At 72.7% G+C, this 24,477-nt stretch carries 21 protein-coding genes and 1 tRNA gene; 6 read left to right on the top strand and 16 right to left on the bottom strand.

Going from position 1 to position 24,477, the window contains the following annotated elements:
- Positions 1 to 244 precede the first annotated feature (244 nt).
- Entirely contained in the window at positions 245 to 1,354 is a 1,110-nt protein-coding gene (locus tag NI26_RS03855) for an aminotransferase class V-fold PLP-dependent enzyme (RefSeq protein WP_066652665.1), read from the bottom strand.
- A 112-nt stretch (positions 1,355 to 1,466) separates the two neighbouring features.
- Complete coding sequence (locus tag NI26_RS03850; RefSeq protein WP_235426501.1) at positions 1,467 to 2,252, bottom strand: isoprenyl transferase; 786 nt, start codon at positions 2,250 to 2,252, stop codon at positions 1,467 to 1,469.
- A gap of 86 nt (positions 2,253 to 2,338) precedes the next feature.
- On the opposite strand from NI26_RS03850, the gene trhA reads away from it, so the two are divergent.
- Positions 2,339 to 3,037 (top strand): PAQR family membrane homeostasis protein TrhA, encoded by a 699-nt coding sequence (trhA, locus tag NI26_RS03845; protein WP_066652662.1) that lies wholly within the window; start codon positions 2,339 to 2,341, stop codon positions 3,035 to 3,037.
- A gap of 159 nt (positions 3,038 to 3,196) precedes the next feature.
- Here trhA and NI26_RS03840 read toward each other — a convergent pair whose 3' ends face one another.
- Positions 3,197 to 3,490: a hypothetical protein gene (locus NI26_RS03840; protein ID WP_081984689.1), complete on the bottom strand. Its 294-nt coding sequence runs from the start codon at positions 3,488 to 3,490 to the stop codon at positions 3,197 to 3,199.
- Positions 3,487 to 4,377 carry a mycothiol conjugate amidase Mca gene (mca, locus tag NI26_RS03835; protein WP_144411239.1) on the bottom strand — a complete coding sequence of 297 codons (891 nt, stop codon included), beginning with the start codon at positions 4,375 to 4,377 and terminating at the stop codon, positions 3,487 to 3,489. The genes NI26_RS03840 and mca overlap by 4 nt, the downstream gene beginning before the upstream one ends.
- Before the next feature lie 121 nt (positions 4,378 to 4,498).
- Between mca and NI26_RS03830 the strand changes: the two genes are divergently transcribed.
- On the top strand, positions 4,499 to 4,948 hold the full coding sequence (locus tag NI26_RS03830) for a DUF4307 domain-containing protein (RefSeq protein WP_081984687.1): 450 nt from the start codon (positions 4,499 to 4,501) through the stop codon (positions 4,946 to 4,948).
- Between the two features lie 67 nt (positions 4,949 to 5,015).
- Entirely contained in the window at positions 5,016 to 5,504 is a 489-nt protein-coding gene (greA, locus tag NI26_RS03825) for a transcription elongation factor GreA (RefSeq protein WP_066652650.1), read from the top strand.
- Positions 5,505 to 5,870: 366 nt separating this feature from the next.
- Here the strand turns inward: greA and ilvA are convergent, their stop codons facing one another.
- Both ilvA and NI26_RS03815 read right to left on the bottom strand, forming a co-directional pair.
- On the bottom strand, positions 5,871 to 7,130 hold the full coding sequence (ilvA, locus tag NI26_RS03820; protein ID WP_066652647.1) for a threonine ammonia-lyase: 1,260 nt from the start codon (positions 7,128 to 7,130) through the stop codon (positions 5,871 to 5,873).
- 65 nt (positions 7,131 to 7,195) lie between these two features.
- Positions 7,196 to 8,434, bottom strand: coding sequence for an AI-2E family transporter (locus NI26_RS03815; RefSeq protein ID WP_066652641.1), 1,239 nt, complete (start codon positions 8,432 to 8,434; stop codon positions 7,196 to 7,198).
- Between the two features lie 93 nt (positions 8,435 to 8,527).
- Between NI26_RS03815 and NI26_RS03810 the strand changes: the two genes are divergently transcribed.
- Positions 8,528 to 9,790: a winged helix-turn-helix domain-containing protein gene (locus NI26_RS03810; RefSeq protein ID WP_066652634.1), complete on the top strand. Its 1,263-nt coding sequence runs from the start codon at positions 8,528 to 8,530 to the stop codon at positions 9,788 to 9,790.
- A gap of 320 nt (positions 9,791 to 10,110) precedes the next feature.
- Here NI26_RS03810 and NI26_RS03805 read toward each other — a convergent pair whose 3' ends face one another.
- Together NI26_RS03805 and NI26_RS03800 are read right to left on the bottom strand one after the other, a co-directional pair.
- Positions 10,111 to 11,013 carry a M48 family metalloprotease gene (locus NI26_RS03805; protein ID WP_066652624.1) on the bottom strand — a complete coding sequence of 301 codons (903 nt, stop codon included), beginning with the start codon at positions 11,011 to 11,013 and terminating at the stop codon, positions 10,111 to 10,113.
- A gap of 23 nt (positions 11,014 to 11,036) precedes the next feature.
- Entirely contained in the window at positions 11,037 to 11,618 is a 582-nt protein-coding gene (locus tag NI26_RS03800; protein ID WP_066652615.1) for a LemA family protein, read from the bottom strand.
- 237 nt (positions 11,619 to 11,855) lie between these two features.
- Here NI26_RS03800 and NI26_RS03795 point away from each other — a divergent pair, with 237 nt between their 5' ends.
- Positions 11,856 to 14,237: an Ig-like domain-containing protein gene (locus tag NI26_RS03795; protein WP_066652611.1), complete on the top strand. Its 2,382-nt coding sequence runs from the start codon at positions 11,856 to 11,858 to the stop codon at positions 14,235 to 14,237.
- A gap of 390 nt (positions 14,238 to 14,627) precedes the next feature.
- On the opposite strand, the gene NI26_RS03790 is transcribed toward NI26_RS03795, so the two are convergent.
- The 8 genes from NI26_RS03790 to NI26_RS03755 form a co-directional block, all read right to left on the bottom strand.
- Positions 14,628 to 15,956 (bottom strand): threonine/serine exporter family protein, encoded by a 1,329-nt coding sequence (locus NI26_RS03790; RefSeq protein ID WP_081984684.1) that lies wholly within the window; start codon positions 15,954 to 15,956, stop codon positions 14,628 to 14,630.
- A 255-nt stretch (positions 15,957 to 16,211) separates the two neighbouring features.
- A tRNA-Leu gene (locus NI26_RS03785) sits at positions 16,212 to 16,285 on the bottom strand.
- Positions 16,286 to 16,367: 82 nt separating this feature from the next.
- Positions 16,368 to 17,843: an NAD(P)/FAD-dependent oxidoreductase gene (locus NI26_RS03780; RefSeq protein ID WP_066652606.1), complete on the bottom strand. Its 1,476-nt coding sequence runs from the start codon at positions 17,841 to 17,843 to the stop codon at positions 16,368 to 16,370.
- Positions 17,844 to 17,890: 47 nt separating this feature from the next.
- The gene (locus NI26_RS03775; RefSeq protein ID WP_066652599.1) at positions 17,891 to 18,439 is read right to left on the bottom strand and encodes a DUF501 domain-containing protein; all 549 of its coding nucleotides are present in this window, start codon (positions 18,437 to 18,439) and stop codon (positions 17,891 to 17,893) included.
- Between the two features lie 68 nt (positions 18,440 to 18,507).
- On the bottom strand, positions 18,508 to 19,065 hold the full coding sequence (locus tag NI26_RS03770; RefSeq protein WP_066652590.1) for an FtsB family cell division protein: 558 nt from the start codon (positions 19,063 to 19,065) through the stop codon (positions 18,508 to 18,510).
- A 378-nt stretch (positions 19,066 to 19,443) separates the two neighbouring features.
- Positions 19,444 to 20,727: a phosphopyruvate hydratase gene (eno, locus tag NI26_RS03765; protein ID WP_058728084.1), complete on the bottom strand. Its 1,284-nt coding sequence runs from the start codon at positions 20,725 to 20,727 to the stop codon at positions 19,444 to 19,446.
- Positions 20,728 to 20,825: 98 nt separating this feature from the next.
- Positions 20,826 to 22,070, bottom strand: a complete 1,245-nt coding sequence (hisS, locus tag NI26_RS03760; protein ID WP_066652581.1) for a histidine--tRNA ligase — start codon at positions 22,068 to 22,070, stop codon at positions 20,826 to 20,828.
- A gap of 323 nt (positions 22,071 to 22,393) precedes the next feature.
- Positions 22,394 to 23,092, bottom strand: coding sequence for a MazG family protein (locus tag NI26_RS03755; protein WP_066652572.1), 699 nt, complete (start codon positions 23,090 to 23,092; stop codon positions 22,394 to 22,396).
- 103 nt (positions 23,093 to 23,195) lie between these two features.
- On the opposite strand from NI26_RS03755, the gene nhaA reads away from it, so the two are divergent.
- Positions 23,196 to 24,374: a Na+/H+ antiporter NhaA gene (gene nhaA / locus NI26_RS03750; protein ID WP_066652563.1), complete on the top strand. Its 1,179-nt coding sequence runs from the start codon at positions 23,196 to 23,198 to the stop codon at positions 24,372 to 24,374.
- The last annotated feature ends 103 nt before the right edge of the window (positions 24,375 to 24,477 follow it).

Below are 24,477 nucleotides of genomic sequence, written 5' to 3'. Positions count from 1 at the left end.
CCCCGACAGCCGGACCGCGACACGCGGTCCCCGAGGTTACGGTCACGTGAACGCGCACCACGACGGCCGGGAGGCACGTGGCGGGCCCGCCACGGGCCTCCCGGCCGCCTCGGGCGCAGGCGCGCAGCGGCGAGATTCGCGGACGCGGACGGATTCGCGGGCTGGGAGGCGCGAACACGTCCGCCCGGCCGAGTCTCGCGGACCGCGGCCAGGCCGGCGGGCGGGCGGCCAGCGCGCGGGCGCGCTACTGCATCGTGGCGTAGGACAGGCACGCGTCGCGGAACATGTCGAGCGTCGCGTCCGTGGTGGACGCGAACACCGACACCCGCGCGACCCCGAGCCGCGTCGTCGCCGTGACCCCGTGGTTGTGCAGCGCCGCGGACAGCGCCGTGAGCCGACCCTGCGGCGGACGCAGCACGACGATGCCGGCACGCTCGCGCGGGTCACGGCTGGACTCGACCGACAGGCCGAACTCGTCGGCGATGTCGAGCACCCGCTCGACCCGGTCGGCCACGCGCTCCTGCACGGCCCCGACCCCGACGGAGACCAGCCGCTCGAGGGACACCGCCATCCGGGCCTGGGCGACCGGGTCGACGCGCGTCATCTGGTACCCCGCGGCGCCCGGCTTCACCGAGGGGACCTCGGTCGGCCAGCCGGTCGTGCCGTGCGGCCCGGACAGCGCCGGGCGCAGGCGGTTCAGGGCGCGGTCGCTGAACGCGAGGAAACCCGTGCCCCACCCGGCGTGCAGCCACTTCTGCCCGCCGGTGGCGACGACGTCGGCGACCTCGTACGGGGCGTCGACGACGCCGAAGCCCTGGATCGCGTCGACGATGAGCAGGCGGTCCCCGATGACCTCCCGGATCGCAGCGAGGTCGGCGAGGTACCCGGTCTGCCAGTCGACGAGCGACACGGCGACGGCGGCGACGTCGTCGGTCAGGCGCTCCCGGACCAGCGTCGGGGTCATCCAGCCGGCACCGGACTCGACGACGACGGGCTGCACGCGGCCACCCGTCGCCGAGGCGGCGCTCGCCAGTGCGAGCGGCAGCGACGGGTACTCGTCGGCGGCCACCAGGACACCGCCGGTCAGGCCGAACGCCGTGTGCAGCAGCCCCGGCGTCGTGGCGGTCTGCGAGACCACCTGGTCCTCGCGACGGCCGACGAGCCGGGCAGCGACGGTGCGCACCCGGGCGTCCTGCTCGTCGAGGGTCTCCACGGCGCCGAAGCGCATGCGCTCCTGGATCGTCCCGAGCACCCGCTGCTCCTCGAGCACGGCGGTCTGCACCGGCCCGAAGGCGGCGTGGTCGAGGTACCCGGGCTCCTCGTCGAAGCCGGCCGCGTACTCGGCGATGTTCACAGGGGCAACCTTCCGTGGGACGAAAACCCTGTGAGTCTACTGGGACGCACGGAGGCCGCGCGAACCTGAGCCGCCCGACGCACTCGCCACCGCCGTCGGGAGCCTCCCGCGATCAGCCGCCGAAACGACGGGAGCGCAGGCCGAAGTCGCGCACGGCCCGCAGGAAGTCGACCTCGCGCAGGTCCGGGTAGAGGGCCTCGACGAAGTAGAACTCGCTGTGCGCGCTCTGCCACAGCATGAAGTCCGACAACCGCTGCTCACCCGAGGTGCGGATCACCAGGTCGGGATCGGGCTGGCCCTGCGTGTACAGGTGGTCGCCGATGAGCTCGGGCGTCAGCACCTCGGCCAGGGTGTCGAGCGTGCCGCCGCCCTCGCCGTGCGCCCGGACGATGCTCCGCATGGCGTCGGCGATCTCCCGGCGTCCGCCGTAGCCCACCGCGAGGTTGACGTGCAGGCCGGTGTGGGCTGCGCTCCGGGCCTCGGCGTCCGCGAGCGCCCCGAGGAGACCCGCGGGCAGCCCCTCGTCGGAACCGACGTGCTGCACGCGCCAGTCGCGGTGCACGGCGAGCGTCCCGGCCAGGTCGCCGATGATGCCGACGAGCTGCTCGAGCTCCTCGCCGCCCCGACCGGTCAGGTTGTCGGCGGACAGCAGGTAGAGCGTGACGACCTCGATGCCGAGCTCGTCGCACCAGTCGAGGAACTCGGGGATCTTGGCGGCGCCGGCACGGTGCCCGTGGGCGGCCGACTCGAGGCCGAGCTGCTTGGCCCAGCGACGGTTGCCGTCGACGATCATGGCGACGTGCTTCGGCATCGCCTGGCCGTCGATCTGGCGGCGGATACGACGCTGGTAGGCACGGTAGAGGACGCCGCGCCCTGCCCATCCCACCCTGCCGGTCACGCCACGACTGTAGTGCACCGTGGCGCCGGTCGTGCGGGGCTGTGCATTCCCTGCTGCCGTTCGGCCGGGGGCCCTACTGTCGCCCCATGCAGGACGAGACCGCCACGCTCCCCCACGTCCCGTTCACCGAGGAAGCGGACACCACCGAGTCGCCGCGCCCCGCCTGGCGCGGCTGGATCCACCTCGGCACGTTCCCGTTCGCCATCGCGATGGGCATCGTGCTCATCTCGCTGGCCGACAGCGGGGCCGCGAAGGCCGGCAGCGCCGTGTTCATGGCGACGTCGCTGCTCATGTTCGGCGTCTCCGCGACCTACCACCGATTCCCGTGGGGCCCGACGGTGAAGAAGGTCCTCAAGCGGATCGACCACACGAACATCCTGCTGCTCATCGCCGGCACCTACACGCCGATCGCGATCTGCGCGCTGCCGCACACGCTCATGGTGGTCGTGCTCTGGGTGATGTGGTCCGGAGCCGCGCTGGGCATCGCCTTCCGCGTCCTGTGGATCGGCGCCCCGCGCTGGCTGTACGTGCCGATCTACCTCGTGCTCGGGTGCGCCGCGCTCGGTCTGCTCCCGCAGTTCTTCGCCGCGAGCGTCCCCATGACGGTCCTCGTGCTCTCCGGCGGCCTGGCGTACGTCATCGGTGCCCTGGTCTACGGCTTCAAGCGCCCCGACCCCGCCCCGACCGTGTTCGGCTTCCACGAGGTCTTCCACGCACTGACCGTCGTCGCGTTCGCCGCGCAGTGGGTCGGCGTGCTCATCGTGGCCCTCGACCCGGTGCGCTGACCACAGCCGCTGCGGACCGCGGCACCGGCCGGCAGGGGCGACCGGACGACGGACGGGAGGCCCGTGGCACGCTCGCCACGGGCCTCCCGTCCGTCTGCTGGGGACGTCGCTGCTGCCGACGTCGCCGCTGCTGGTGTCGCCGCTGCCGACGTCGCGGGCTCAGCCGCGTTCGGTGTCGTCGCCCACGTCGGTCCGGCCGTCCTCGTCGGCGCGACGCACCGGCTCGTCCGTCGACGTGCCGTCGCCCGCGTCGGACTCGAGCCGCTGGCGGATCTCCGCGCGGTAGCGGGTCCGACGGATCCGGCGGGTCATGTCGACCACGAGCAGGATCGTGACGACCGCGACGACCGCGATCGCGACGAAGCCGGCGACCCCGGGGGTGACGTCGACGTCGGGCACGACCGACGGGCTCGGGCTGGGGGCGGCGGCGATGGCCGTCAGGATGGTGCTCACGCGGTGGTGTCCTCGTCGTCAGGGAGCCCCGCGAACAGGTCGGACTCCGGCAGGTCGGTGGGCACGCGGGCCTCGACGAGCTGGTAGTCCTCGGTGGGCCACACCGTCGCGAGGAGGTCGTTCGGCCACGAGAAGAAGACGCTGTCCGGCGGCACCTGGCTGGCGTGCGCGTGCAGGGCGGCGTCGCGGGCGTCGAAGTGGTCGCGGACGTCGACGTGGGTCGTCGCCAGGTCCGGCCGGTCGGCGAACCGTTCCACCCACTCGCGCAGCTGCTCGACGGCAGCGCTGTCCGGGTCGCGCTCGCGCAGTGCCTCGTAGATCGTGCGGAAGCGGCGCGGGTTCATGGTGCGCTCGTAGTAGAGCTTGCTGATCGACCACGGCTCCCCGGCGTCCGGGTACTCCGCGGGGTCGGCGGCGGCGCGCCAGGCGGCGACCGAGACCTCGTGCGTGCGGATGTGGTCGGGGTGCGGGTAGCCGCCGTTCTCGTCGTAGGTGACGAGCACGTGCGGACGGAAGCGGCGGACGACGCGGACGAGTGCCTCGGTCGAGTACTCGAGGGGCACCGTCGAGAACGTGCCCGGACGGACCGTCTCGCCCTTCTCGGCGTCCGGCAGCCCGGAGTCGTGGTAGCCGAGCCAGACGTGGTCGATGCCGAGCGCTGCCTGCGCAGCCGCCATCTCGGTGCGCCGGTAGCCCGCCATGTCGCGGTGGGCGCGGCTCGTCGCCGGCTCACCGAGCTGGTCGTTGAGGATGTCCCCGGCCTCGCCGCCGGTGCAGGAGACGACCATCACCTGGTGCCCCTCGGCGACGTACTTCGCGGCCGTCGCGGCACCCTTGCTCGACTCGTCGTCGGGGTGGGCGTGGACGGCCAGCAGGCGGTACGGCACGGAGGATCCTCACGGGTGACGGAGCGGGCGGAACGCGCACGGATCGACCCGGGCGTGGGGGCAGCGCACAGCGGGGCGTGAACTACCCTGGGACCAGGATAATCACCCCAGGAGCCCCGAACTGTCCGAACCGCTGCACCCCACCCCCACCGCTGCGTCGGCCACGGCCACGGCCACCGCCGCGTCGCTGGACGACCGGTACGGGCGCACGCCGGATCGTCGGCGCCGCGGGAAGCTGTTCGGGGTCGCCGCGGCGATCGCCGTCGTGCTCGTGTTCGTCGCGTGGGTGGTCTGGGCCGGCCTCGACCAGGAGTCACACGGGCTCGACAACACCGAGCTCGGGTACACCGTCGTCTCCGACCACCGCACCGTCGTGCACTCACAGGTGTCGGCCGACCCGGGCACCGAGGTCCGGTGCGCCGTGCAGGTGCTCGACAAGTCGTACTCGATCGTCGGGTGGAAGGAGGTGACGCTGCCGGCATCCGAGCAGCGCACCCGCTCGATCTCGACCGAGGTGAACACCACGACCCGCGGCGTGACCGGCTTGATCCACGACTGCTGGGTTCCCTAGACTCGACTGATTCGCGGACGAGACCGGCCACACCGGCCGGTCTCGTCCTTTGTCGAAAGGGAGACCGATGAGCAACGACACGCAGACCACCTGGCTGACCCAGGAGGCGCACGACCGTCTCACGGCCGAGCTCGAACAGCTGTCGGGCCCGGCCCGCAAGGAGATCGCGGACCGCATCGAGGCGGCGCGTGAAGAGGGCGACCTCAAGGAGAACGGCGGCTACCACGCCGCGAAGGACGAGCAGGGCAAGATCGAGGCCCGCATCCGGCAGCTCACCGAGCTGCTCAAGCACGCCACCGTGGGCGAGGCCGACTTCGACGGCACCGTCGAGCCGGGCACCGTCGTCACGGCGGTCATCGCCGGCGACGAGTCGACCTTCCTCGTGGGCAACCGCGAGATCGTGGCCGAGGGGTCCGACCTGACCGTGTACAGCCCGGTGAGCCCGGTCGGTGCCGCGATCCTCGGGCTGCGCGCGGGCGACGAGACGACCTACACCGCGCCGAACGGCAAGGAGATCAGCGCCAAGGTGACGAAGGTCGAGCGCTACGAGCCGTAGGCGCCCGGCGCCGCAGCGCGCCCGGTGCGACGGCCCGCGGCGGGCGGCGCGACGTGCCGGGGCGGGCGGCGCAGAGCGCGCGGCGGGCCGGCCCGCGGCGCGACGTGCCAGTGCACAACGAGGAGCAGCTCGCACCACGGAACCACGTGGTGCGAGCTGCTCCTGGTTGCGCGGGGGCCGACTGGACTCTCGGCGCCGGTCGGTGCGCGACCACGGCGCGGAGCGAGGGCAGGATCGACGTGAGGGGAATGACGGGAGCTCCACGCGCCTCCCGGCCGTCCGCGGTGTCGCTCACGCGACCCTGACGCCTGCGCGGCCGTCCCGTGCGCACCGCTGACACCGACGCGTGCAGCTAGCGCGGCGGGGTCAGTTCTCGAGCAGCTCCGGGCGGAAGCCGACCTCGTGCAGGCGCTGGATGACCTCCTGCGCGTGCTCGGGGCCGCGTGCCTCGATCGACAGGTCCAGGGCCACCTCGTTGATCACCAGGCCCTGCCCGTGCCGGGTGTGCAGCACCTCGACCACGTTGGCGCCGGCGTCCGAGATGACCTGGGCGACGCGGGCGAGCTGCCCGGGGCGGTCGGGCAGCATGATCCGGATGCCGATGTAGCGCGACGCCGCGACGAGACCGCGGGTGATGATGCGCTCCATCATGAGCGGGTCGATGTTCCCACCGCTCAGCAGCACGACGGTGCGGCCGGTGTCGCGGACGGCGCCGGACATGATCGCCGCGACGCCGACGGCGCCGGCGGCCTCGACCACGAGCTTCGCGCGCTCGAGCAGCACCAGCAGGGCACGGGCAGTGTCGTCGTCCGAGACGGTCACGATCTCGTCGACGAGGTCGCGGATGATCGGGAAGTTCAGGTCGCCCGGTCGGGCGACCGCGATGCCGTCCGAGATCGTCGGCTTCGTCGTGATCGTCACCGGTGCTCCCGCGGTGATCGACGACGGGTACGCCGCGGCGTTCTCCGCCTGCACGCCGATCACCCGGATCGGACGACCGAGGCGCTCGGACATGCCCTTCACCGCGAGCGCGATGCCGGAGATGACCCCGCCGCCACCGATCGGCACGACCACCGTGTCGACGTCGGGCACCTGGTCGATGATCTCGAGGCCCAGCGTGCCCTGGCCCGCGATGACGTCCGGGTGGTCGAAGGGCGGGATGAACACCGCACCGGTGTGGGCGGCGAAGTCCTTCGCGGCGCTCAGCGCTTCCTCCACCGAGTGACCCCGCAGCACGACCTCGGCGCCGTAGTGCCGCGTCGCCTGGAGCTTCGGCAGCGCGACGCCCACCGGGGTGAAGATCGTGGCCGGGATGCCGAGCTCCCGAGCGGCCAGGGCAACTCCCTGCGCGTGGTTGCCGGCGCTCGCGGCGACGACACCCGCCGCTCGCTGCTCGGGGCTGAGGGCAGCGAGGCGGTTGTAGGCACCGCGCACCTTGTACGCGCCCGTGCGCTGCAGGTTCTCGCACTTCAGGTGCACCGGCGAGCCGAGCAGCTCCGCGAGGAACTGCGACGTCTCCATCGGCGTGACGCGTGCGACGCCCGCGATGGTCTGCCGAGCGGCCTCGATGTCCGCCAGCGTCGGGAACGCGTCGGTCTGCTGCTGGGGCGCGGAGGTGTCGGTCACGGACCCATCATCGTCCGTCGGAGCCGTCACGGCGAACTCGTGACGGTCCGTCGGTGAACGCCCGCTCAGCCCGCGGTCCCCTTCGCGGCGGTGGGCTGTTCGTCGCTGCCCGGGGCCGGGACGCCGTCGGGGTGGCGCTTCCGCCAGCGACGGCGCTTCTTCGCCTCGACGCTCGCGTGGTGGTCGCGCTGCTTCGCCTCGAGCACGTGGTCGGAGTCGAGCCCCTTCCACCGGCCGCTCGCGATCGTCGTCACCATCGAGTTCACGGTCGCGATCAGCGGCACCGCGAAGAAGGCTCCGGCGATGCCGGCCAGCCCGGACGCCGCGGTGACGCCGAGGACGACGGCGAGCGGGTGCACCTTGACCGCGCTGCCCATGACGAGCGGCTGCAGGATGTGCCCCTCGACCTGCTGCACGACGAGGATCACGCCGAGCATGACGAGCGCCGCGACCCAGCCGTTGAAGATCAGGGCGATGAAGACGGCGAGGAAGCCCGTGACGATGGCGCCGACGACCGGGATGAACGCGCCGAGGAACACGAACACGGCGATCGGGATGACGAGCGGCAGCTGCAGCGCGGCGGCACCGATGCCGATGCCGACGGCGTCGACGAACGCGACGAAGATCTGCACGCGGATGAAGCTCGTCAGGGTGGTCCACCCGGCGACCCCGGCGCCGTCGATCGCGGCGCGGGCGTTCTTCGGGAACAGCCGGACGGTCCAGCGCCACACGTTCTTGCCGTCGATGAGCAGGAAGATCACCGTGAAGATGACCACGAACAAGCCGGTGAGCAGGTGCGTCAGCGACGATCCCGCGCTCGCGACCCCGGACAGGATCGAGCCGGAGTTGCTCGACAGCCAGTCGGTCGCCTGGTTGAGGTAGTTGTTGAGGTCGGACTGGCTGATGCCCAGACCGGAGCTGAGGACGAACTCGCGGATGTTGTCGTACTGCGAGAGCGTCCGGTCGCGGAGCGAGGGGTAGGCCGCCGCGATCTGGTCGACGACGAGCCAGATGAGTCCGCCGACGGCCGCGAGGCCACCGACGAGGCTGACCACGACGGCGATCCACTTCGGCACGTGGTGGCGCTGCATCCAGTTCGACAGCGGCACGAGCAGGGCGGCGACGACGATCCCGATGAGGAACGGGATGAGCACCTCGCTGAACAGCGTCACGAGGTAGATGAAGACCGCGACCACGCCGACGACCACCAGCACGCGCCACGACCACGCGCCCGCGATCCGCATGCCCGTCGGCACGACCTGTTCGACGACGGGATCCGGATGCGTCTTCTTTCCCCAGGCCATGCGGTGAGTGTACCGACGCGTGCCGGTGTGTGTTCCAGATGCGGCATACGTCGGCGCGACCCCGGTGTCGGCGCCGATCGGTAGCGTCGTGCCATGGTCCGGTCCACGCTCTCCGCCGCCGAGGCCCGCCGCGTCACGCTGGCGGCCCAGGGCTTCGGCGCACCCCCGCGCGACGCGGTGGGCACCCGCACCCTGACCAGCACGATCGGCCGGCTCGGGTTGCTGCAGATCGACTCGGTCAACGTCTTCGAACGCAGCCACTACCTGCCCCTCTTCGCCCGCCTCGGTCCCTACGACCGGGACACGTTGGACCGGCTCACCATGCGGCGCTCCGGCCCCTACGCGGAGTACTGGGCGCACGAGGCGGCGTTCCTGCCGCGGACGGACCTCCCGCTCTTCCGGTGGCGGATGGACGCGTACCGCGAACGCGACGCCCGACCGAACCGGATCGCCGGCGTGGAACGGACCGCGAGCGTCCGCCGGGAGCTCCGCGCACTGCTCGCCGCCGAGGGGCCCCTGCCCGCCAGCGCGGTCGAGCACGAGGCGAACGTCCGACGCGGGCCGTGGTGGGGGTGGAGCGACGTGAAGGCGGGGCTCGAGCAGATGTTCCGCTGGGGCGAGGTCGTGAGCGCCGGACGCGCCGGGTTCGAGCGTGTCTACGCCCTGCCCGACCAGGTGCTGCCGGTGGGGACGCTCGAGGCCGCGCCCGACCGCCACACGGCCGTCACGGAGCTGGTCCGGCGTGCCGCGCGCGCGTCCGGCGTCGGGACCCGCGCGGACCTCGCCGACTACTTCCGCCTGCGTGCGGACGACACCGCCGCCGCGATCACGGAGCTCGAGGAGCGCGGCGAACTCGTGCCGGCGCGGGTGGCGGGCTGGCGGGACCGTGCCTGGCTGCACGTCGATGCCAGGGTCCCACGCCACGTCGCCGCCGACGCGGTGCTCAGCCCGTTCGACCCCGTCGTGTGGTTCCGGCGTCGCGCGGAGCGCATGTACGACTTCCACTACCGCATCGAGATCTACACGCCGGCACCGAAGCGTGTGTACGGCTACTACGTGCTGCCGGTGCTGCAGGACGACCGGCTGACCGGACGCGTCGACCTGAAGAGCGATCGGCAGCGCGGCGTGCTCCGGGTCCGGACTGCCTGGCAGGAGCCCGGCGAGCACCTCGACGCGGAGCGCCTCGCCGAGACGCTGCGGCGGGCGGCGGCGTGGCAGGGCCTCGACGGCATCGAGGTCACGGATCGCGGCACCGCCGCGGGTGCGGTGGCCGCGGCGCTCGGGGTCGCGCTCGTCCCGCACGAGGCGGCGGACGACGCCGATGCTCCGGCTCCCGAAGACGACACGGTCGTGTGACCAGCGGCCGGGAGGCACGGCGCCCGTCCGCCCCGCCCGTCCGGCTCGGGTCGAGGTCCCGTCACCCGCCGCTGCGTTGCGCCGGTCGTGCACGGCCCGCGAGACGCCGCCGTGTCGTGGCGACGCCGCTTCGTCGTCGAGACGCCTCATCGTCGTCGAGACGCCGCTTCGTCGTCGAGACGCCGCATCGTCGTCGAGACGCCGCATCGTCGTCGAGACGCCGCGGATTCCGAGGGCGTCTCGCCGGCACGAGTCCGTCTCGTGTGGACACCGGCGTCTCGGCACCGGCATCGCAGCGACGGCGACGGCGGCAGCGCCCGTCAGAACCGGTCGAGGCTCCCCCGGAGTCGCGCGACCCGGTCGGGCAGCGGCGGGTGCGTGGAGAACAACCGGTCCATCACGCCCGGTCGCATCGGGTCCGCGATCCACAGGTGCGCCATCGAGGAGTTCTGCGACCGGGTCGGTCGGCCGTACGCCTGGAGCTTCTCCAGCGCACGGGCGAGTCCCTCGGGGTACCGCGTGGTCATCGCACCCGTGGCGTCGGCGAGGTACTCCCGCTGCCGCGAGACGGCCGCCTGCACCGCCGCGGCCGCGATCGGGGCGACGAGCACGGCCACGATCCCCGCGACGAGGACGATCGGGTTGCCACCTCCACCCCCGGAGTCGCTGTTCCGCCCGCGCCCGCTCAGCCCGCTGAAGATCGAGATGCGCAGGAGCACGTCCGCCAGGAACCCGACCGCGACGACCAGGCCGAACACCATGGTCGAGACGCGGATGTCGTAGTTCTTGACGTGACCGAGCTCGTGGGCCATGACGCCCTGCAGCTCGCTGTCGTCCATGATCGCGAGCAACCCGGTCGTCGCCGCGACGATCGCGTGCTCCGGGTCCCGTCCGGTGGCGAAGGCGTTCGGTGCCGGGTCCTCGATGACGAACACCCGCGGCATCGACATGCCGTTCGTGATCGCCAGGTTCTCGACCGTCCGCCAGAGCCGCGGCTCCGTGTTCCGGTCGATCTCGACGCCGCCGGCGATGGCCGTCGCCTGCCGCCCGGCCAGGAAGTACTGGAGCACCGCGTACCCGAGCGCGACGAGCAGCACGATGACGCCCACGGAGACGTTGCCCGCGAGGTAGCCGCCCAGGAACCCGAGCGCCCCGACGATGAGCAGGAAGACCAGGATGATGACGACGGTGTTGCGCTTGTTCCGCGCGATGGCGCTGTACACGGGTCAGGCCGCCCCGGTCGGCGTCAGAACTGGACGCGCGGCGGTTCGGCGATCGCCGCGGGCTCGGCCGTCTCGAAGAACGTCGCCTCGCTGAAGCCCTTGCTCTTCGCGAAGGTCGAGTTGGGGAAGACCCGGATCTTCGTGTTCAGCTCGCGCACGCCACCGTTGTAGAAGCGCCGGGCGGACTGGATCTTGTCCTCGGTGTCGACGAGTTCCGACTGCAGCTGCAGGAAGTTCTGGCTCGACTGCAGCTGGGGGTAGCCCTCCGCGACGGCGAACACACCCTTCAGGGCCTTCTGCATGTGCCCCTCGGCCACCGAGGCGCTCGAGGCGTCCGATGCGCCGAGGGTCTCGGCGCGGGCGCGCGTCACCGACTCGAACACGGACTTCTCGTGCGCGGCGTACCCCTTCACCGTCTCGACGATGGTGGGGATGAGGTCCGCGCGGCGCTTCAGCTGCACCGTGATGTCGCTCCACGCCTCGTCCACGCGCAGCTTCAGCGTGACGAGCGAGTTGTAGGTCACCCAGAGGTAGATCCCGACCACGACGAGCAGGACCACCACCACTCCGACGACGATCAGCGTCGTGACGAGTCCGGTGTCCATCTGGGCGTACTCCTTTGCGCTTCGGGTCCGGCGCAGTGGGACCGCGGCCGGTGCGTGGCCGTGGGACGACCGTCCACGAGTGTACCGAGGCGCACCGGCACGACCCGTTCGCGCAGTCTGGTTCACGGGGGATTCCCGAGTGGCGCACACCCACCGTCCGGGGACCCCCAGCCGGGGATCGGTCCAGGGACACATCATCCGGGTGGTGGATTGACCCGAGCCCGATGATCGCGTGTGATGGAGACGGTGGACAGGCTCGGGGACAACGCGCAGGAGGGGACCGTCGGGGGCGGCGGTCCCGTCGGTCGACCCCGATCGCGCGTCGGGCTGCTGGCCGCGGCGCTGGTGACGGTGCTCGCCACCGGGACGGTCCTGCTCGGCGCACAGCCCGCCGCAGCCGCGCCCGCGACGACGTCCGCGACCGCGATGACCACGACGTCCACGACGTCCACGACGTCCACCACCCACACCGCGACGCAGCAGGACGACGACGCGGCCCGGACCGCCTCCCCGACGCCCTTCCCCCAGTTCGGCACCCTGCCACCGGACACCGGTTCCCCGGCACCCTCGCCGACGGACCGCCCCGCCGTCCGCCCGAGCATCGCCGACCCCGGCGACGTCACGACCGCCACCGTCCGGCTGCACGGTGCCGGCACCCCCGGGCACCGGCTGCGCGTCACCGGACCGGCGGCCACGGGCTCGAGCGGCTGCACGACGACCGTGGCCACCGACGGGTCCTGGTCGTGCATCGCCACCGTCCACTCGGGTCCGCAGCAGGTCTTCACGGTCGCCGACGAGACCGACGCCGCGCTCGGGTCGTCCCGTGCTCCGGCCTCGGACGTCGTCGTCCCGCCGGCCGTCATGACCGACGGTCCCACCTCGGGTCCCGTGTCCGGCACCGGCCTGCCCGGAGCGACCGTCGCCGTGTCGGTCTCCGGCACCCCGACCGACCGCACCGCGCGGGTGGACGCCGGCGGTCGCTGGACCGTCGCGCTGCCCGGCAGCGCGCGCGACGGGCGCATCACGGTCTCCGCGGCGCAGACCGCGAGCACCGCGAACGGCTTCCGCTCGGACCTGCGGAGCGCCCCCTCGGCCCCGCGGACGGTGGTCGTGGACCGGACCGCCCCGGCAGCACCGGTCGTCACCACGCCGGAGTCCGACGAGCGCGTCCGCTCCCAGCCGTTCACCGTGCGCGGCACCGGTGAGCCCGGCGCCGTCCTCACCGTGTACGTCGACCGCTCGCCGGTGTGCCGCTCCGACGTCGGTGCCGACGGCCGGTGGGCGTGCACGACGACGGGCGCGACCGCACCCGCCGGGACCCGAGTGCTGAGCGCGATGCAGCAGGACGCCGCGGGCAACTCCTCACCGTCGTCGTCTGGGGTCCGCGTCGTGCTGAGCGACGCGACCGCAGCGCCGAGCGCCGGGCCGAGCGCGAGTGCCTCCGGGGCCCCGGGCGGGCAGACGTCGTCGTCCGGCACGCCGGGGACGACGCCGGACCACACGTCCGGTGCGACGGACGGCACCGGGACCCCGACCGACACCGGCACGAGCGGCGGCGGGTCGACCGGGACGTCCGGGGGCAGCGGCACGGCAGGCGCCGGGGGCAGCACCAGCGGGGTGTCCGACTGGTCCGGCCCCGCGGGCGACTGGACCGCCGACACCGCCTACGACCGCGGCGTCCCGACGATCCAGGCCTCGTTCTCGTGGGGCACCGTCCTGCTCGCCACCGGCGTCGCCGCCGGGTTCCTCGTGCTCGTCGCCGTGCCGCTCGCGGTGGTCGGCGCCACGGCCCGGGGTCGCCTGCGCAACCCGTTCGCCGCGCTGCTCGGCCGCAACCGCTCGCGCACGGAGCGACGACTCGGGGACGAGGTCCTGCCCACCTGGGCCGCGGCGGCCGTCGGCGTCGGGATCGTGGTCGTCACGACGCTCCTCGGTGTCGGCGTCGCGCTCGAGGCCCGCTACGTCCGGCTCGCGCTCGCGGTGCTGCTCGGTTCGGCGGTCACCACCGGGGTCGTCGTCCTGGCCACCCGCTGGGCGGCCGGCAAGGACCGCGCCGCCGTCGGTTTCCGCGTCTCCCCCTGGCTCGTGCTCGCCGCCGTGCTGGGCTGCGCCCTGACCCGCGTCACGGACCTCTCCCCCGCCCTGGTCGTCGGGGCCGTCCTCGTCCCGGTCGGCCGCCCCGGCGCCGACACCGCCGCCCTGCGACTGGGCTCGAGCCTCGCCCGCGGGGTCCGGAGCGCCACGGCCCGCTCGGCCGCGCTGCTCGGCGTCGCCACCGTCGGCTGGGTCCTGCACTCGCTGGTGCACGGGTCGGGCTTCTGGACGACGCTGACGGCCGAGTTCGCCACCACGCTCTGCGTCGGCGCGGTCGGGGCACTCGTCGTGTCGCTGCTGCCGTTGCCCGGGTCGACGGGTGCGGTGCTCGTCGCCGGGGCGCGTGCGCGCTGGGTCGGCCTCACCGCCGCTGGGGTCGCGCTGGCGGCGGTGACGGCGGGCGCGGGAGCTCCCGCTGTCCCCTCACCGACCGAGACCGCGGTGGCGTCCGCCCTGTGCGCCGCCGCCGTCGCCTGCTGCTGGGTCTGGTTGCGTGGCTCGCGCACCGCCGCACAGCACCGCTGACCGGTCCGTCCACGGGACGGGAGGCGCCGGGCTCGCCCGCCACGCCCCTCCCGGCCCGCCACCCACCGGACGGGAGGCGCCGCGCCCGCTGGCCACGCCCCTCCCGGCCCGCCACCCACCGGACAGGAGGCGCCGCGCCCGCCCGCCACGCCCCTCCTGGCCCGCCACCCACCGGACGGGAGGCGCCGCGCCCGCTGGCCACGCCCCTCCCGGCCCGCCACCCACCGGACGGGAGACGCCGCGCCCGCCCGCCACGCGCCTCCTGGCCCGCCACCCACCGGACGGGAGGCGCTGGGCTCGCCCGCCACGCCCCTCCCGGCCCGCACCGGTCGGACGAGAGGCGCGTGACGGGGCGGCTGCGCGCCTCCCGACCGCCGCGAGCCCCAGGTCTCAGGCCACGCGGTGCGGGGCGTTCCGCCGGAACAGACCGGGCAGCAGGCCTCCGATCTTCGTCCCGATGCACAGGCTGACGAACGTGGCCAGGGGCGTGCCGAGCGCGACGGGGTCGAACGTGGTCACCGCGACGAGTCCCACGGTGCCGGGAACGAGCAGCAGGAACGCGGGGAAGAACGACACCGTCGCCGGGATCACCGGGACCACACGCTCGAGCAACCGCGTCGCGACGAACAGCAGCGCGGCCGCAGCTCCGGTCGCGACCACGCTGCCCCACACCGGCGTCGTCCCGCTCACGACCGCGTACGCGCTGATCATGACGGCGACGGACACGACGGTGAGCCGCCAGCCGGAGCGGAACACGAGCCCGAGGCCGACGGCGAGGCCCGCCACCGCCACCCAGGACACCCAGTAGGACGGCACGGCCTCCCAACCACCGCGGAGCGTGCCGACGCCGGCGACCTCGCCGACGAGGGCCGCCGACGACGGGTCGACGCGCAGGCCGGTGAGGGCGCTCCCCGCGGCGATACCGGCGGCCATGAAGCCGAGCGTGATGAGCCCCTGCACCAGGCGCGAGGCTCCGGTCACGATGTCGGCGGCCGTCAGCTCGAGCAGCGCGTTCGTGATCAGCGCGCCGGGCACGAAGACCGCGACGGGCGCACACACCGCGAACAGGGGCACGTGGTCGAACCCGGTGCCGGCGGCGACGAGGCCGACGACGCTCGTCGACATGAACGCGGCCAGGAACGGGATGATCGCGACGGCCTCGCGGAAGCGGCGGAGCACCAGGCTGAGCACACCGACCAGGGCACCGACGACGAGCGCGAGCACGATCGCCCACCACGGGCAGCGGAACACGACGGCCAGTCCGACCGAGGTGAGGGCGTTCCCGGTGATCCACGGCAGCGCCGGCGGCGGCACGGTACCGGTCCGGATCGCGCGCACCCGGGCGGGGATCTCGGCGAGGGCGATGGAACCGCGTTCCAGGCCGAGCACGAGGCGGTTCGCCCGCGCTGCCTGACGCGACGAGAGCTCGACGCCCTCGGCGTTCACGATGGTGGCGGCGCCGGTGGCGACCTCACTGACCATGACGAGTGCGGGCAGGACACCCACGGCGAGCGTCGGTCCGACCCCGGCGGCGTCGCGGGCCTTCTCGAGCGCGGAGCGGACGTCGGTGACGGAGCTGCCGGCGTCGAGCAGCAGGGCGCCGAGGGTCCCGAGCAGCATCCCGGTGGGGACCGTCTCGCCGTCGACGACCTCGACGTGCGCCTCGGGTCGGTTGAGCGCGTTGCGCAGGTTCGCGAGAGCGCTTCCGAGTCCGACCACGGACGTCGATGCTACTGCGCGGCGGGGGTCTGTGCGGGCGGGGCGCTCGCACGAGACTCGGCTGTGCGGACGGCGGGGCGCTCGCACGAGACTCGCCTGTGCGGACACGGCGGGGCGCTCGCACGAGACTCGCCTGTGCGGACACGTTCGCGACGGCCGATCCGCGAAACTGTCCGCGGAGCCGAGACTCGCCGGCCGGCCGGCCGGCGGCGCGGCGCGGCCGGCGGCGCTGCCGACGGCGCGCCAAATCTCGCGTACCCCCGGTGGGACTCGAACCCACAACTCGGCGATTTTAAGTCGCGTGCCTCTACCGATTGGGCCACGGGGGCGGGCCGCAACAGCCTACCGACGCGACGACGGCCGTCGCCCCACGTGGGGCGACGGCCGTCGGTGCTGGTGCTGGTGCTGGTGCTACTTGGCGTCCGCCGGGGCTGCGACGGGCGCAGCGTCCTTCGAGACGTCCTCGGCCGGGGTGGCGTACGCGGGGCCCGCGGCGTCGGCCGGCTGACCCTCCGCCGGAGCCGGGGCAGCGACGGCCTTGGGCTCCTCGGCTGCAGCGGGCTTCGGGCGCGACGCGAAGGCCTCGAACGCGGCACGCGGGGTCTCACGGTCGTCGAGCGACGCGATGTCACGGCCCAGGAAGAAGCCGCCGACCCAGTCGCCGATGACGCGCCACTTGCGCTCCCACGACGGCATCGCCAGGCCGTGGTACCCGCGGTGGGCGCCCCAGGCCAGGAAGCCCTTCATGGCGAACTTGCCGGACTGGAACACACCCGTGCCGAGACCCAGGCCGGCGACGGCACCGAGGTTCTCGTGCTTGTAGTCGGTCGTCGCCTCGCCGCGGACGACCGCGACCAGGTTCTTCGCGAGCTGCTTCGCCTGGCGCACGGCGTGCTGGGCGTTCGGCACGCAGAAGCCGCCGACACCGCCACCGGTCAGGTCCGGCACGGCCGCGACGTCACCGCAGGCCCACGCGTCGGCGATCACGCCGTTGTCGTCGACCACGCGGAGGTCGGGCTGCACGCGGATGCGACCGCGCTGCTCGAGCGGGAAGTCGGTGCCCTTGACCATCGGGTTCGCCATGACGCCGGCGGTCCAGATGATGAGGTCGGACTCGATGGTCTCGATCGACTCGTCCTTGGCCTTGAGCTGGCAGACGCCGCCCTCGGCCGAGGCCAGCTGGGTCTCGAGGTGCACGGTCGCGCCGCGGGACGCGAGGTTCTCGAGCACCCAGTGCGAGGTCTCGAGCGACACCTCGGGCATGATGCGGCCCATCGCCTCGACCAGGTGGAAGTGCGTGTCGTCGAAGGACAGCTGCGGGAAGCTCTTCAGCAGGTCGGACGCGAAGGAGCGGAGCTCGGCGAACACCTCGATGCCGGCGAAGCCACCGCCGACCACGACGACGGTGAGCAGTCGGTCGCGCTCGGGACCGGCCGGCAGGTTCGCCGCCTTGTGGAAGTTCGTGAGGATCTTGTCGCGGATCGCCGCGGCCTCCTCGATGGTCTTCAGGCCGATGGCCTCGTCCGCGACGCCCGGGATCGGGAAGGTGCGCGAGACGGCACCGGCGGTCATGACGATCTGGTCGTAGGACTCCTCCCACGCCTCGCCCTCGGCCGGGGTGATCGTCGCGGTCTTCGTGGCGTGGTCGACCTTCGTGACCTTCGCCGTGACGACACGGGTCTTCTTCAGGTGACGACGGTGCGACACGATCGCGTGACGCGGCTCGATCGAGCCGGCGGCGACCTCGGGCAGGAACGGCTGGTACGTCATGTACGGCAGCGGGTCCACCATGGTGACCTCGGCTTCACCCTGACGCAGGTGCTTCTCGAGCTTCCAGGCGGTGTAGAAACCGGCGTAGCCGCCGCCGACGACGAGGATCTTGGGCACGGGGGATGATCTCCTTGGAGTGGGGTGGTTGCTTGCCGGGAGGCTGGTCAGTCTTCGCCGCCACCCGCCCCGACTCCAGCGTCTGCGATGCCATCATACGCCCGGCACTCACAGCGGGAGGGCGACCAGTCCACGCGCTCGAGCGCGAGGTCGCCGATGGGGTTGACGCCGGGACCGGCAGCGAGGGCGTGGCCGACGAGCGCGTGCAGGCACTTCACGCGGGTCGGCATGCCGCCCGCGCTGATGCCGTCGATCTCGTCGACGTGCTCGATCGACTCGCGGTCCGCCAGGTAGGACTCGTGGGCCGCGCGGTACTGCGCCGCGACGGTCTCGTCCTCGAGCAGGGCGGCGAGCTCGGGCATGACGTGGTTCGCCTCGAGCGTGCTCACGGCCGCGGTGGCGGCGGGGTGGCACAGGTAGTAGAACGTCGGGAACGGGGTGCCGTTCGCGAGTCGGGGCTTCGTCGACACGACGGTGGGGTTGCCGCAGGCGCACCGCGCAGCGATCCCGACGACGTCGCGGGCCGGTCGCCCGAGCTGCGCCGAGACGACCTGGATGTCGCGGTCGGACGGCGGATCGAAGGGAGGGGTCGTCACGGGCACGTGAGCCTACCCGAGTCCTGGTCGCCGTCCCACTCCGTGACGCCGCGGCACCCCCGGTTGCCCTACTTGCTGTCGCTCGTCGCGGCGCCGGTCGGGTCTCCGGTGCCGGAGACGTCGGGCGCCACGAGCTGCTCGGTGGTCTTCTCGGTCAGTCCGGACTGCAGCACGCTGGAGAGCATCGCCTGCACCCAGTCGACCTTCGGCGTCTGCACCGTCGAGCTGACCGGGCTGCCGGAGTCGGTCTCGGCCCTGTCCGACCCCTTCGCCTGCTCCGCACCCATGACGAGGTAGCTCTCCTCGCCCGGGTACACGTAGAGCAGCCGGTCGCGGGCCTGGGCCTCGATGTAGGCCGGGTCGTCCCACCGCGCGACGTCCTGCTTCTTCTGCGCGACGTCGGCCTTCTGCGCTGCGACCTCGCGCTGCTGCTGCGCGATCTGCTCCTGCTGCTGGATGAGCGTCCGCAGCGAGGGGGCGAGCACGACGACGAACAGCACGATGATCGCGAGCATGAGGAGGCTGAAGCCGGAGAACCGGATGGACCGGTACCAGGGCTGCTCGTGCGCACCGGACTCCGGCACGGCCACGGGGATGCGGCGGACGCGGGGCTTCTGGCTGGGCACGGCTCGACGATAACCCGGCGCGGCACGGTCACGTGACCCGGCACGCGGACCGTCGTGCGTCGCTCGGCACCCTCCCAGCGGCCGGGAGGCGCGGCGCACGGCCGCCACGCGCCTCCCGTCCGCCACCCACCGCCGGGCGTCCACCGCTGGGCCAGCTGGCCGCCGAACGGGCAGGACGTGCCGCTCGCGTCCGCCGAGTGGGCGAGATCCGTCGGACTGCTGCGCCGAACGTCGCAGATGTTGCCCGCTCGAGGGCGAGAGCAGACCGATTCGAGGGCGAGGGCGGACCGGCTCGACGGCGACAGCGGGAGCGCCCGGGGACGGCGAGACGCCGCCCTCCCGGAGGAGGACGGCGTCTCGTGGTGGAGCGGGTGCGACCTAGAGCGCAGCGGCGCGGGGGAACGCGGTGCGGCCGGCGTAGACCGCGGCGTCGCCCAGTTCCTCCTCGATGCGGAGCAGCTGGTTGTACTTCGCGACGCGGTCCGAGCGGGCCGGGGCACCGGTCTTGATCTGGCCTCCGTCGACGGCCACCGCGATGTCGGCGATGGTGGTGTCCTCGGTCTCGCCCGAGCGGTGCGACAGGATCGCGGTCATGCCGTGGCGGTGCGCCAGGGAGACGGCGTCGAGGGTCTCGGTCAGCGTGCCGATCTGGTTCACCTTGACCAGGATCGAGTTGCCGGCCTGCTCGTCGATGCCCCGCTGCAGACGCTTCGGGTTCGTGACGTACAGGTCGTCGCCGACGAGCTGCAGCTTCGAGCCGAGCTCGGCGGTGAGGTGCTTCCAGCCCTCCCAGTCGTCCTCGGCCAGGGCGTCCTCGATGGTGACGAGCGGGTAGTTCGCGACGAGGTCCGAGAAGTACCCGGTGAACTCCTCGCTCGAGAGCTGCTTGCCCTCGAACGCGTACTTGCCGTCGTGGAAGAACTCGGTCGCGGCGACGTCGAGGCCGAGCGCGATGTCCTTGCCCGGGGTGAAGCCGGCCTTCTCGATCGCGGCGAGCAGGAAGTCGAGCGCAGCACGGTTCGAGGCGAGCTCGGGGGCGAAGCCGCCCTCGTCGCCGAGGCCGGTCGCGAGACCCTGCTTCTTCAGCTCGCCCTTGAGGGCGTGGTAGGTCTCGACGCCCCAACGCAGGGCCTCCGAGAAGCTCTCGGCGCCGTAGGGCACGAGGAAGAACTCCTGGATGTCGACGTTGGTGTCGGCGTGCGCGCCACCGTTGACGACGTTCATGAGCGGGACGGGCAGCGTGTGCGCGTTCGGGCCACCGAGGTAGCGGAACAGCGGCAGGTCGGCCGAGTCGGCGGCGGCACGGGCGACGGCGAGCGAGGCGCCGAGGATCGCGTTGGCGCCCAGGCGGGACTTGTTCTCGGTGCCGTCGAGCTCGATGAGCGCGGCGTCGACGAGACGCTGGTCGGTGGCGTCGAAGCCCTCGAGCGCCGGGCCGATCTCGTCGAGGACGGCGTCGACGGCCTTCAGGACGCCCTTGCCGCCGTAGCGGTTCGCGTCGCCGTCGCGGAGTTCGTACGCCTCGAACGCACCGGTGGAGGCACCGGACGGGACGAGCGCGCGCGAGACCACGCCGTCGTCGAGGAGGACCTCGACCTCGACCGTCGGGTTGCCTCGGGAATCGAGGACTTCGCGTGCGCCTACGGCATCGATCTGGGCCACGGGGTACTCCCTACGAGTTCGGTTGTGGTGGACAGCGGGTCGATCCTACCGAGGCGCGGTGGACGCCTCGCCGCGGATGACGTCGGGTGTGGAGGAGTTCACGCCAGCGGGCGGAACTCGACACCTTCCAGGGTCTCGGTGTCGGCCCGCACACCGGCGAAGGCCGCGAAGCCCTGCTCGGCGAGGCTCGCGAGCAGGTTCTTGGTGTTCTTCGGCCGCCGCTCGAGCCGGACGCGACGGTGCGACGCGAGGGCCTCGGTCTTGAGCGCCGCGAGGCGGACCGGGTCGACGTCCTTGTCGTACAGGAGCACGACGGCGTCCGACTCGGCCGACTCCGGCAGCGTGACGAGGTCGACGAGCCGCTCGAACCCGAGCGAGAACCCGACCGCGGGCACGTCCTGCCCGAGGAAGCGTCCGATCATGCCGTCGTAGCGACCGCCGCCGCCGAGGCTGTAGCCGAAGTCGGGGTGGGCGACCTCGAAGATCGTGCCCGTGTAGTAGCCCATGCCGCGCACGAGTGTCGGGTCGAAGCGCAGGTCCACGCCCGGCAGGGCCCGGCGGAGGCGGAGCAGGTCCGCGAACGCCTCGGCATCGAGCCACGGCGACCCCTCGACGGATGCCCAGTCCGCGGCCTCGAGCGCACGGATCGTGTCCTCGAGGCCCGGCAGGTCGGCGCCGATCGTCGCGCGGAGCTCGGCGGCCACACCGTCCGCACCGATCTTGTCGAGCTTGTCGACCGTGATCAGCGCCCGGTCCGCGGCGTCCGGTTCGGTGATCCCCCACGAGGCGAGCAGCGCGAGCAGGATGCGTCGGTCGTTGATGCGGATGGTGGTGTCCGCGATGCCGAGCGCGTCGAGCGCGGCGGTGGTCGCGCGGATGAGCTCGATCTCCGCGAGCTGCCCCGGCTCGCCGAGGATGTCGATGTCGCACTGGACGAACTGCCGGTAGCGCCCCTTCTGCGGACGCTCGGCACGCCACACGGGTGCGATCTGCACGGCACGGAACACCGAGGGCAGCTCGGCGCGGTGCGAGGCGTAGAAGCGGGCGAGCGGGACCGTCAGGTCGAAGCGGAGCCCGAGGTCCGCGAGGTCGAGCGGCGCATCCGCCTTCTGGAGGTCCTCGGTGGTGAGCCCTCGGCGCATCACCGCGAACGCGAGCTTCTCGTTGTCGCCGCCCAGCCCCGAGTGCAGGCGTGCGGCGTCCTCGACGACCGGGGTCTCGATCTCGTCGAACCCGTGTCGCGCGTACACGTCCCGAACCACCCCGAGGACGTGCTCGCGACGGGCCTTGTCCGCCGGGAGGAAGTCACGCATGCCACGGGGAGCCGTCACGGTCGTCGCCATGCCGCCAATCCTGCCAGAACCAGGGCACGACCTTGCGCCGCATCCGGTCCACTGATACTCTGGATGCAGAACCTCGGTCTGGCGGCCTCCTGATCCGGCCACCAGATCGTTCGCGGGGCCGGTGTGCTGCAACGGTGCCCCGCGGTTCGAGCGGGCGTCCCTGTCGTCGTGTCCCCCTGGCACGTCGTGGCCCGCTCGCGGGCACCCTCCTTTTTCGGGTTGGGAGGGTGCCCGCTCTCTCGTCTCAGCGGCTTGACGGCCCCGTCTCGGTAGCGCGGCGGCCCCGCCTCAGCGGCGCAACCCACCGGCCTCGGAGGCCCGGCTCACTCCCCGACGCGCGCCTCGGCTTCCAGCCGGGTCACCGCAGCGCGCAGGCTCGCGACCACGTCGACGCCCGCCTCCCGCGCCGCGGCGACCTCGGCGAGCATGCGCGCGCCCCACCGCTCGTCCACAGCGTTCGCACCCGCCGACCGGACCGTGCCCACGTCCGCCGACCCGTGCGTCTTCCCGATCTCCCGCCCCGATGCGCGCACGGCGGCGGCGACGACCGTGGCGGCGTCGCCACGCTCCTCCAGGCGTTCGAGCAGCTTCACGGCTCGCTCCAGCGGCGGCATCGCCCTCGGGACCCCGTCGAGGACGCTCGTGCGCGACGCCTTCTCGGCCGACTTCGCCGCCCGCCACACCCGGACGACCTCCGCCTCCGTGTCCGCCCGTTCGGCACCGAACACGTGCGGGTGCCGACGGACCATCTTGTCGCGAGCACCGGCGGCGACGTCCTCGAGGTCGAACCGGCCCTGCGCTGCAGCCAGTCCGGCGTGCAACACGACCTGGTAGAGCACGTCGCCGAGTTCCTCGCGGAGGTCGTCGTCGTCGCCGGAGTCGATGGCGTCGACGAGTTCGTACGACTCCTCCACGGCGTACCGCGCGAGCGATGCGTGGGTCTGTGCACGGTTCCACACGCAACCACCCTCGGGGGCGAGCAGGCGGTCGACGACTTCGACGAGGTCCGTGACGGCGGTCATGGCGTCATGCTCGCACGCAGGCCGCTCCGGTAGGCTCACCCCTGGTGTGTCGGGAAGTCTGGTCGACGGTCCCGTACCCGTACCCGCACACCGTCGGAGATCCATGTCGGCACTCGTCCGCTCCCCCCGTTTCAGCGCGATCGCGCTCCTTGCCGCCGCCGTGCTCGGCCTCCTCGTGGCGAACTCGCCGCTCGGACCGGGCCTCGAACGAGCCCTCGACGCGCACTCGCCGTGGGGAGCGGTCGGTCTCGACCTGTCCGTGTCGCACTGGATCAGCGACGGCCTGCTCGCGGTCTTCTTCCTGCTGGTCGCGATCGAGTTGAAGCAGGAGCTGCTCGACGGGGAACTCTCGAACCCGAAGACGGCCGTCATCCCGGCGATCGCCGCGGTCGGCGGCGTGCTCGTGCCGGCCGGGATCTTCCTCCTGGTGACCTCGGGCACGCCCTACCAGCACGGGTGGCCCATCCCGACCGCGACGGACATCGCGTTCGCGCTCGGGGTCCTGGCGATGTTCGGTCGAGGGCTGCCCTCCACGCTCCGCGTCTTCCTGCTCGCGCTCGCGGTGCTCGACGACCTCATCGCGATCGTCATCATCGCCGTCGTCTTCGCGCACGGCACCGACTTCCTCGCGCTCGGCGGTGCGGTCGTCGCCCTCGCCGTCTTCGCGGTGCTCGGTCGGCTGCTGCGTCCGGGCCGCACCGGCCGCGTGTCGATCATCGCCGCGATGGTGCTGGTCGGCCTCGTGACGTGGTGGCTCGTGTACCACTCGGGAGTGCACGCGACCATCGCCGGCGTCGCGCTCGGTCTCGTCCTGCCCCGCCGTCCGGGACACACGCTGCACGAGAACGTCGAGCCGTGGTCGAACGCCGTCGTCCTGCCGGTGTTCGCCTTCGCCTCGGCGGCGGTCGTGATCCCGAGCGTCGGCATCGGCGAGCTCTCCCCCACGTTCTGGGCCGTCGTCCTCGCGCTCCCGGTCGGCAAGGTCATCGGCATCACGCTGTTCGGTGCCGTCGCGACGCGCATCTTCCGCGCCCCCGGTCGATCGACGCTCTCGTTCTGGTCGATCGTGACGGTCGGCGTGCTCGGCGGGATCGGCTTCACGGTCTCGCTGCTCATGAACGAGCTGGCGTTCGCCCGGAACGAGGAGATCCTCGACGAGGGCGTCCTCGCCGTGCTCGTCGGGTCCGGCATCGCGATCCTCGCGTCCGCCGTCGTCGTCAGCCTGCGCGCCCGCCGCTACCGCGCGCGACGCGAGCTCTCCGAGGCCGAGGCCACCGAGTAACGCACCGAGCGGCCGCCGCGCTGCGACACGTCCGCGGTCGGACGACCGCGGACGTGTCGTTGCAGGCGCATCGTGCGACTCAGCACGGGTCGATCGACACGTG

Origin of the sequence: Curtobacterium sp. MR_MD2014 (genome assembly GCF_000772085.1) — a bacterium.
GTDB lineage: Bacteria > Actinomycetota > Actinomycetes > Actinomycetales > Microbacteriaceae > Curtobacterium.
This window is presented reverse-complemented; position numbering and strand designations above follow the sequence as displayed.

Coding starts and splice junctions, on each gene's coding strand:
- NI26_RS03815 (WP_066652641.1), bottom strand. CDS start 8,434: ATGGCCTGGGGAAAGAAGACGCATCCGGATCCCGTCGTCGAACAGGTC.
- nhaA (WP_066652563.1), top strand. CDS start 23,196: ATGTCGGCACTCGTCCGCTCCCCCCGTTTCAGCGCGATCGCGCTCCTT.
- NI26_RS03795 (WP_066652611.1), top strand. CDS start 11,856: ATGGAGACGGTGGACAGGCTCGGGGACAACGCGCAGGAGGGGACCGTC.
- NI26_RS03810 (WP_066652634.1), top strand. CDS start 8,528: ATGGTCCGGTCCACGCTCTCCGCCGCCGAGGCCCGCCGCGTCACGCTG.
- greA (WP_066652650.1), top strand. CDS start 5,016: ATGAGCAACGACACGCAGACCACCTGGCTGACCCAGGAGGCGCACGAC.
- NI26_RS03800 (WP_066652615.1), bottom strand. CDS start 11,618: ATGGACACCGGACTCGTCACGACGCTGATCGTCGTCGGAGTGGTGGTG.
- hisS (WP_066652581.1), bottom strand. CDS start 22,070: ATGGCGACGACCGTGACGGCTCCCCGTGGCATGCGTGACTTCCTCCCG.
- trhA (WP_066652662.1), top strand. CDS start 2,339: ATGCAGGACGAGACCGCCACGCTCCCCCACGTCCCGTTCACCGAGGAA.
- NI26_RS03755 (WP_066652572.1), bottom strand. CDS start 23,092: ATGACCGCCGTCACGGACCTCGTCGAAGTCGTCGACCGCCTGCTCGCC.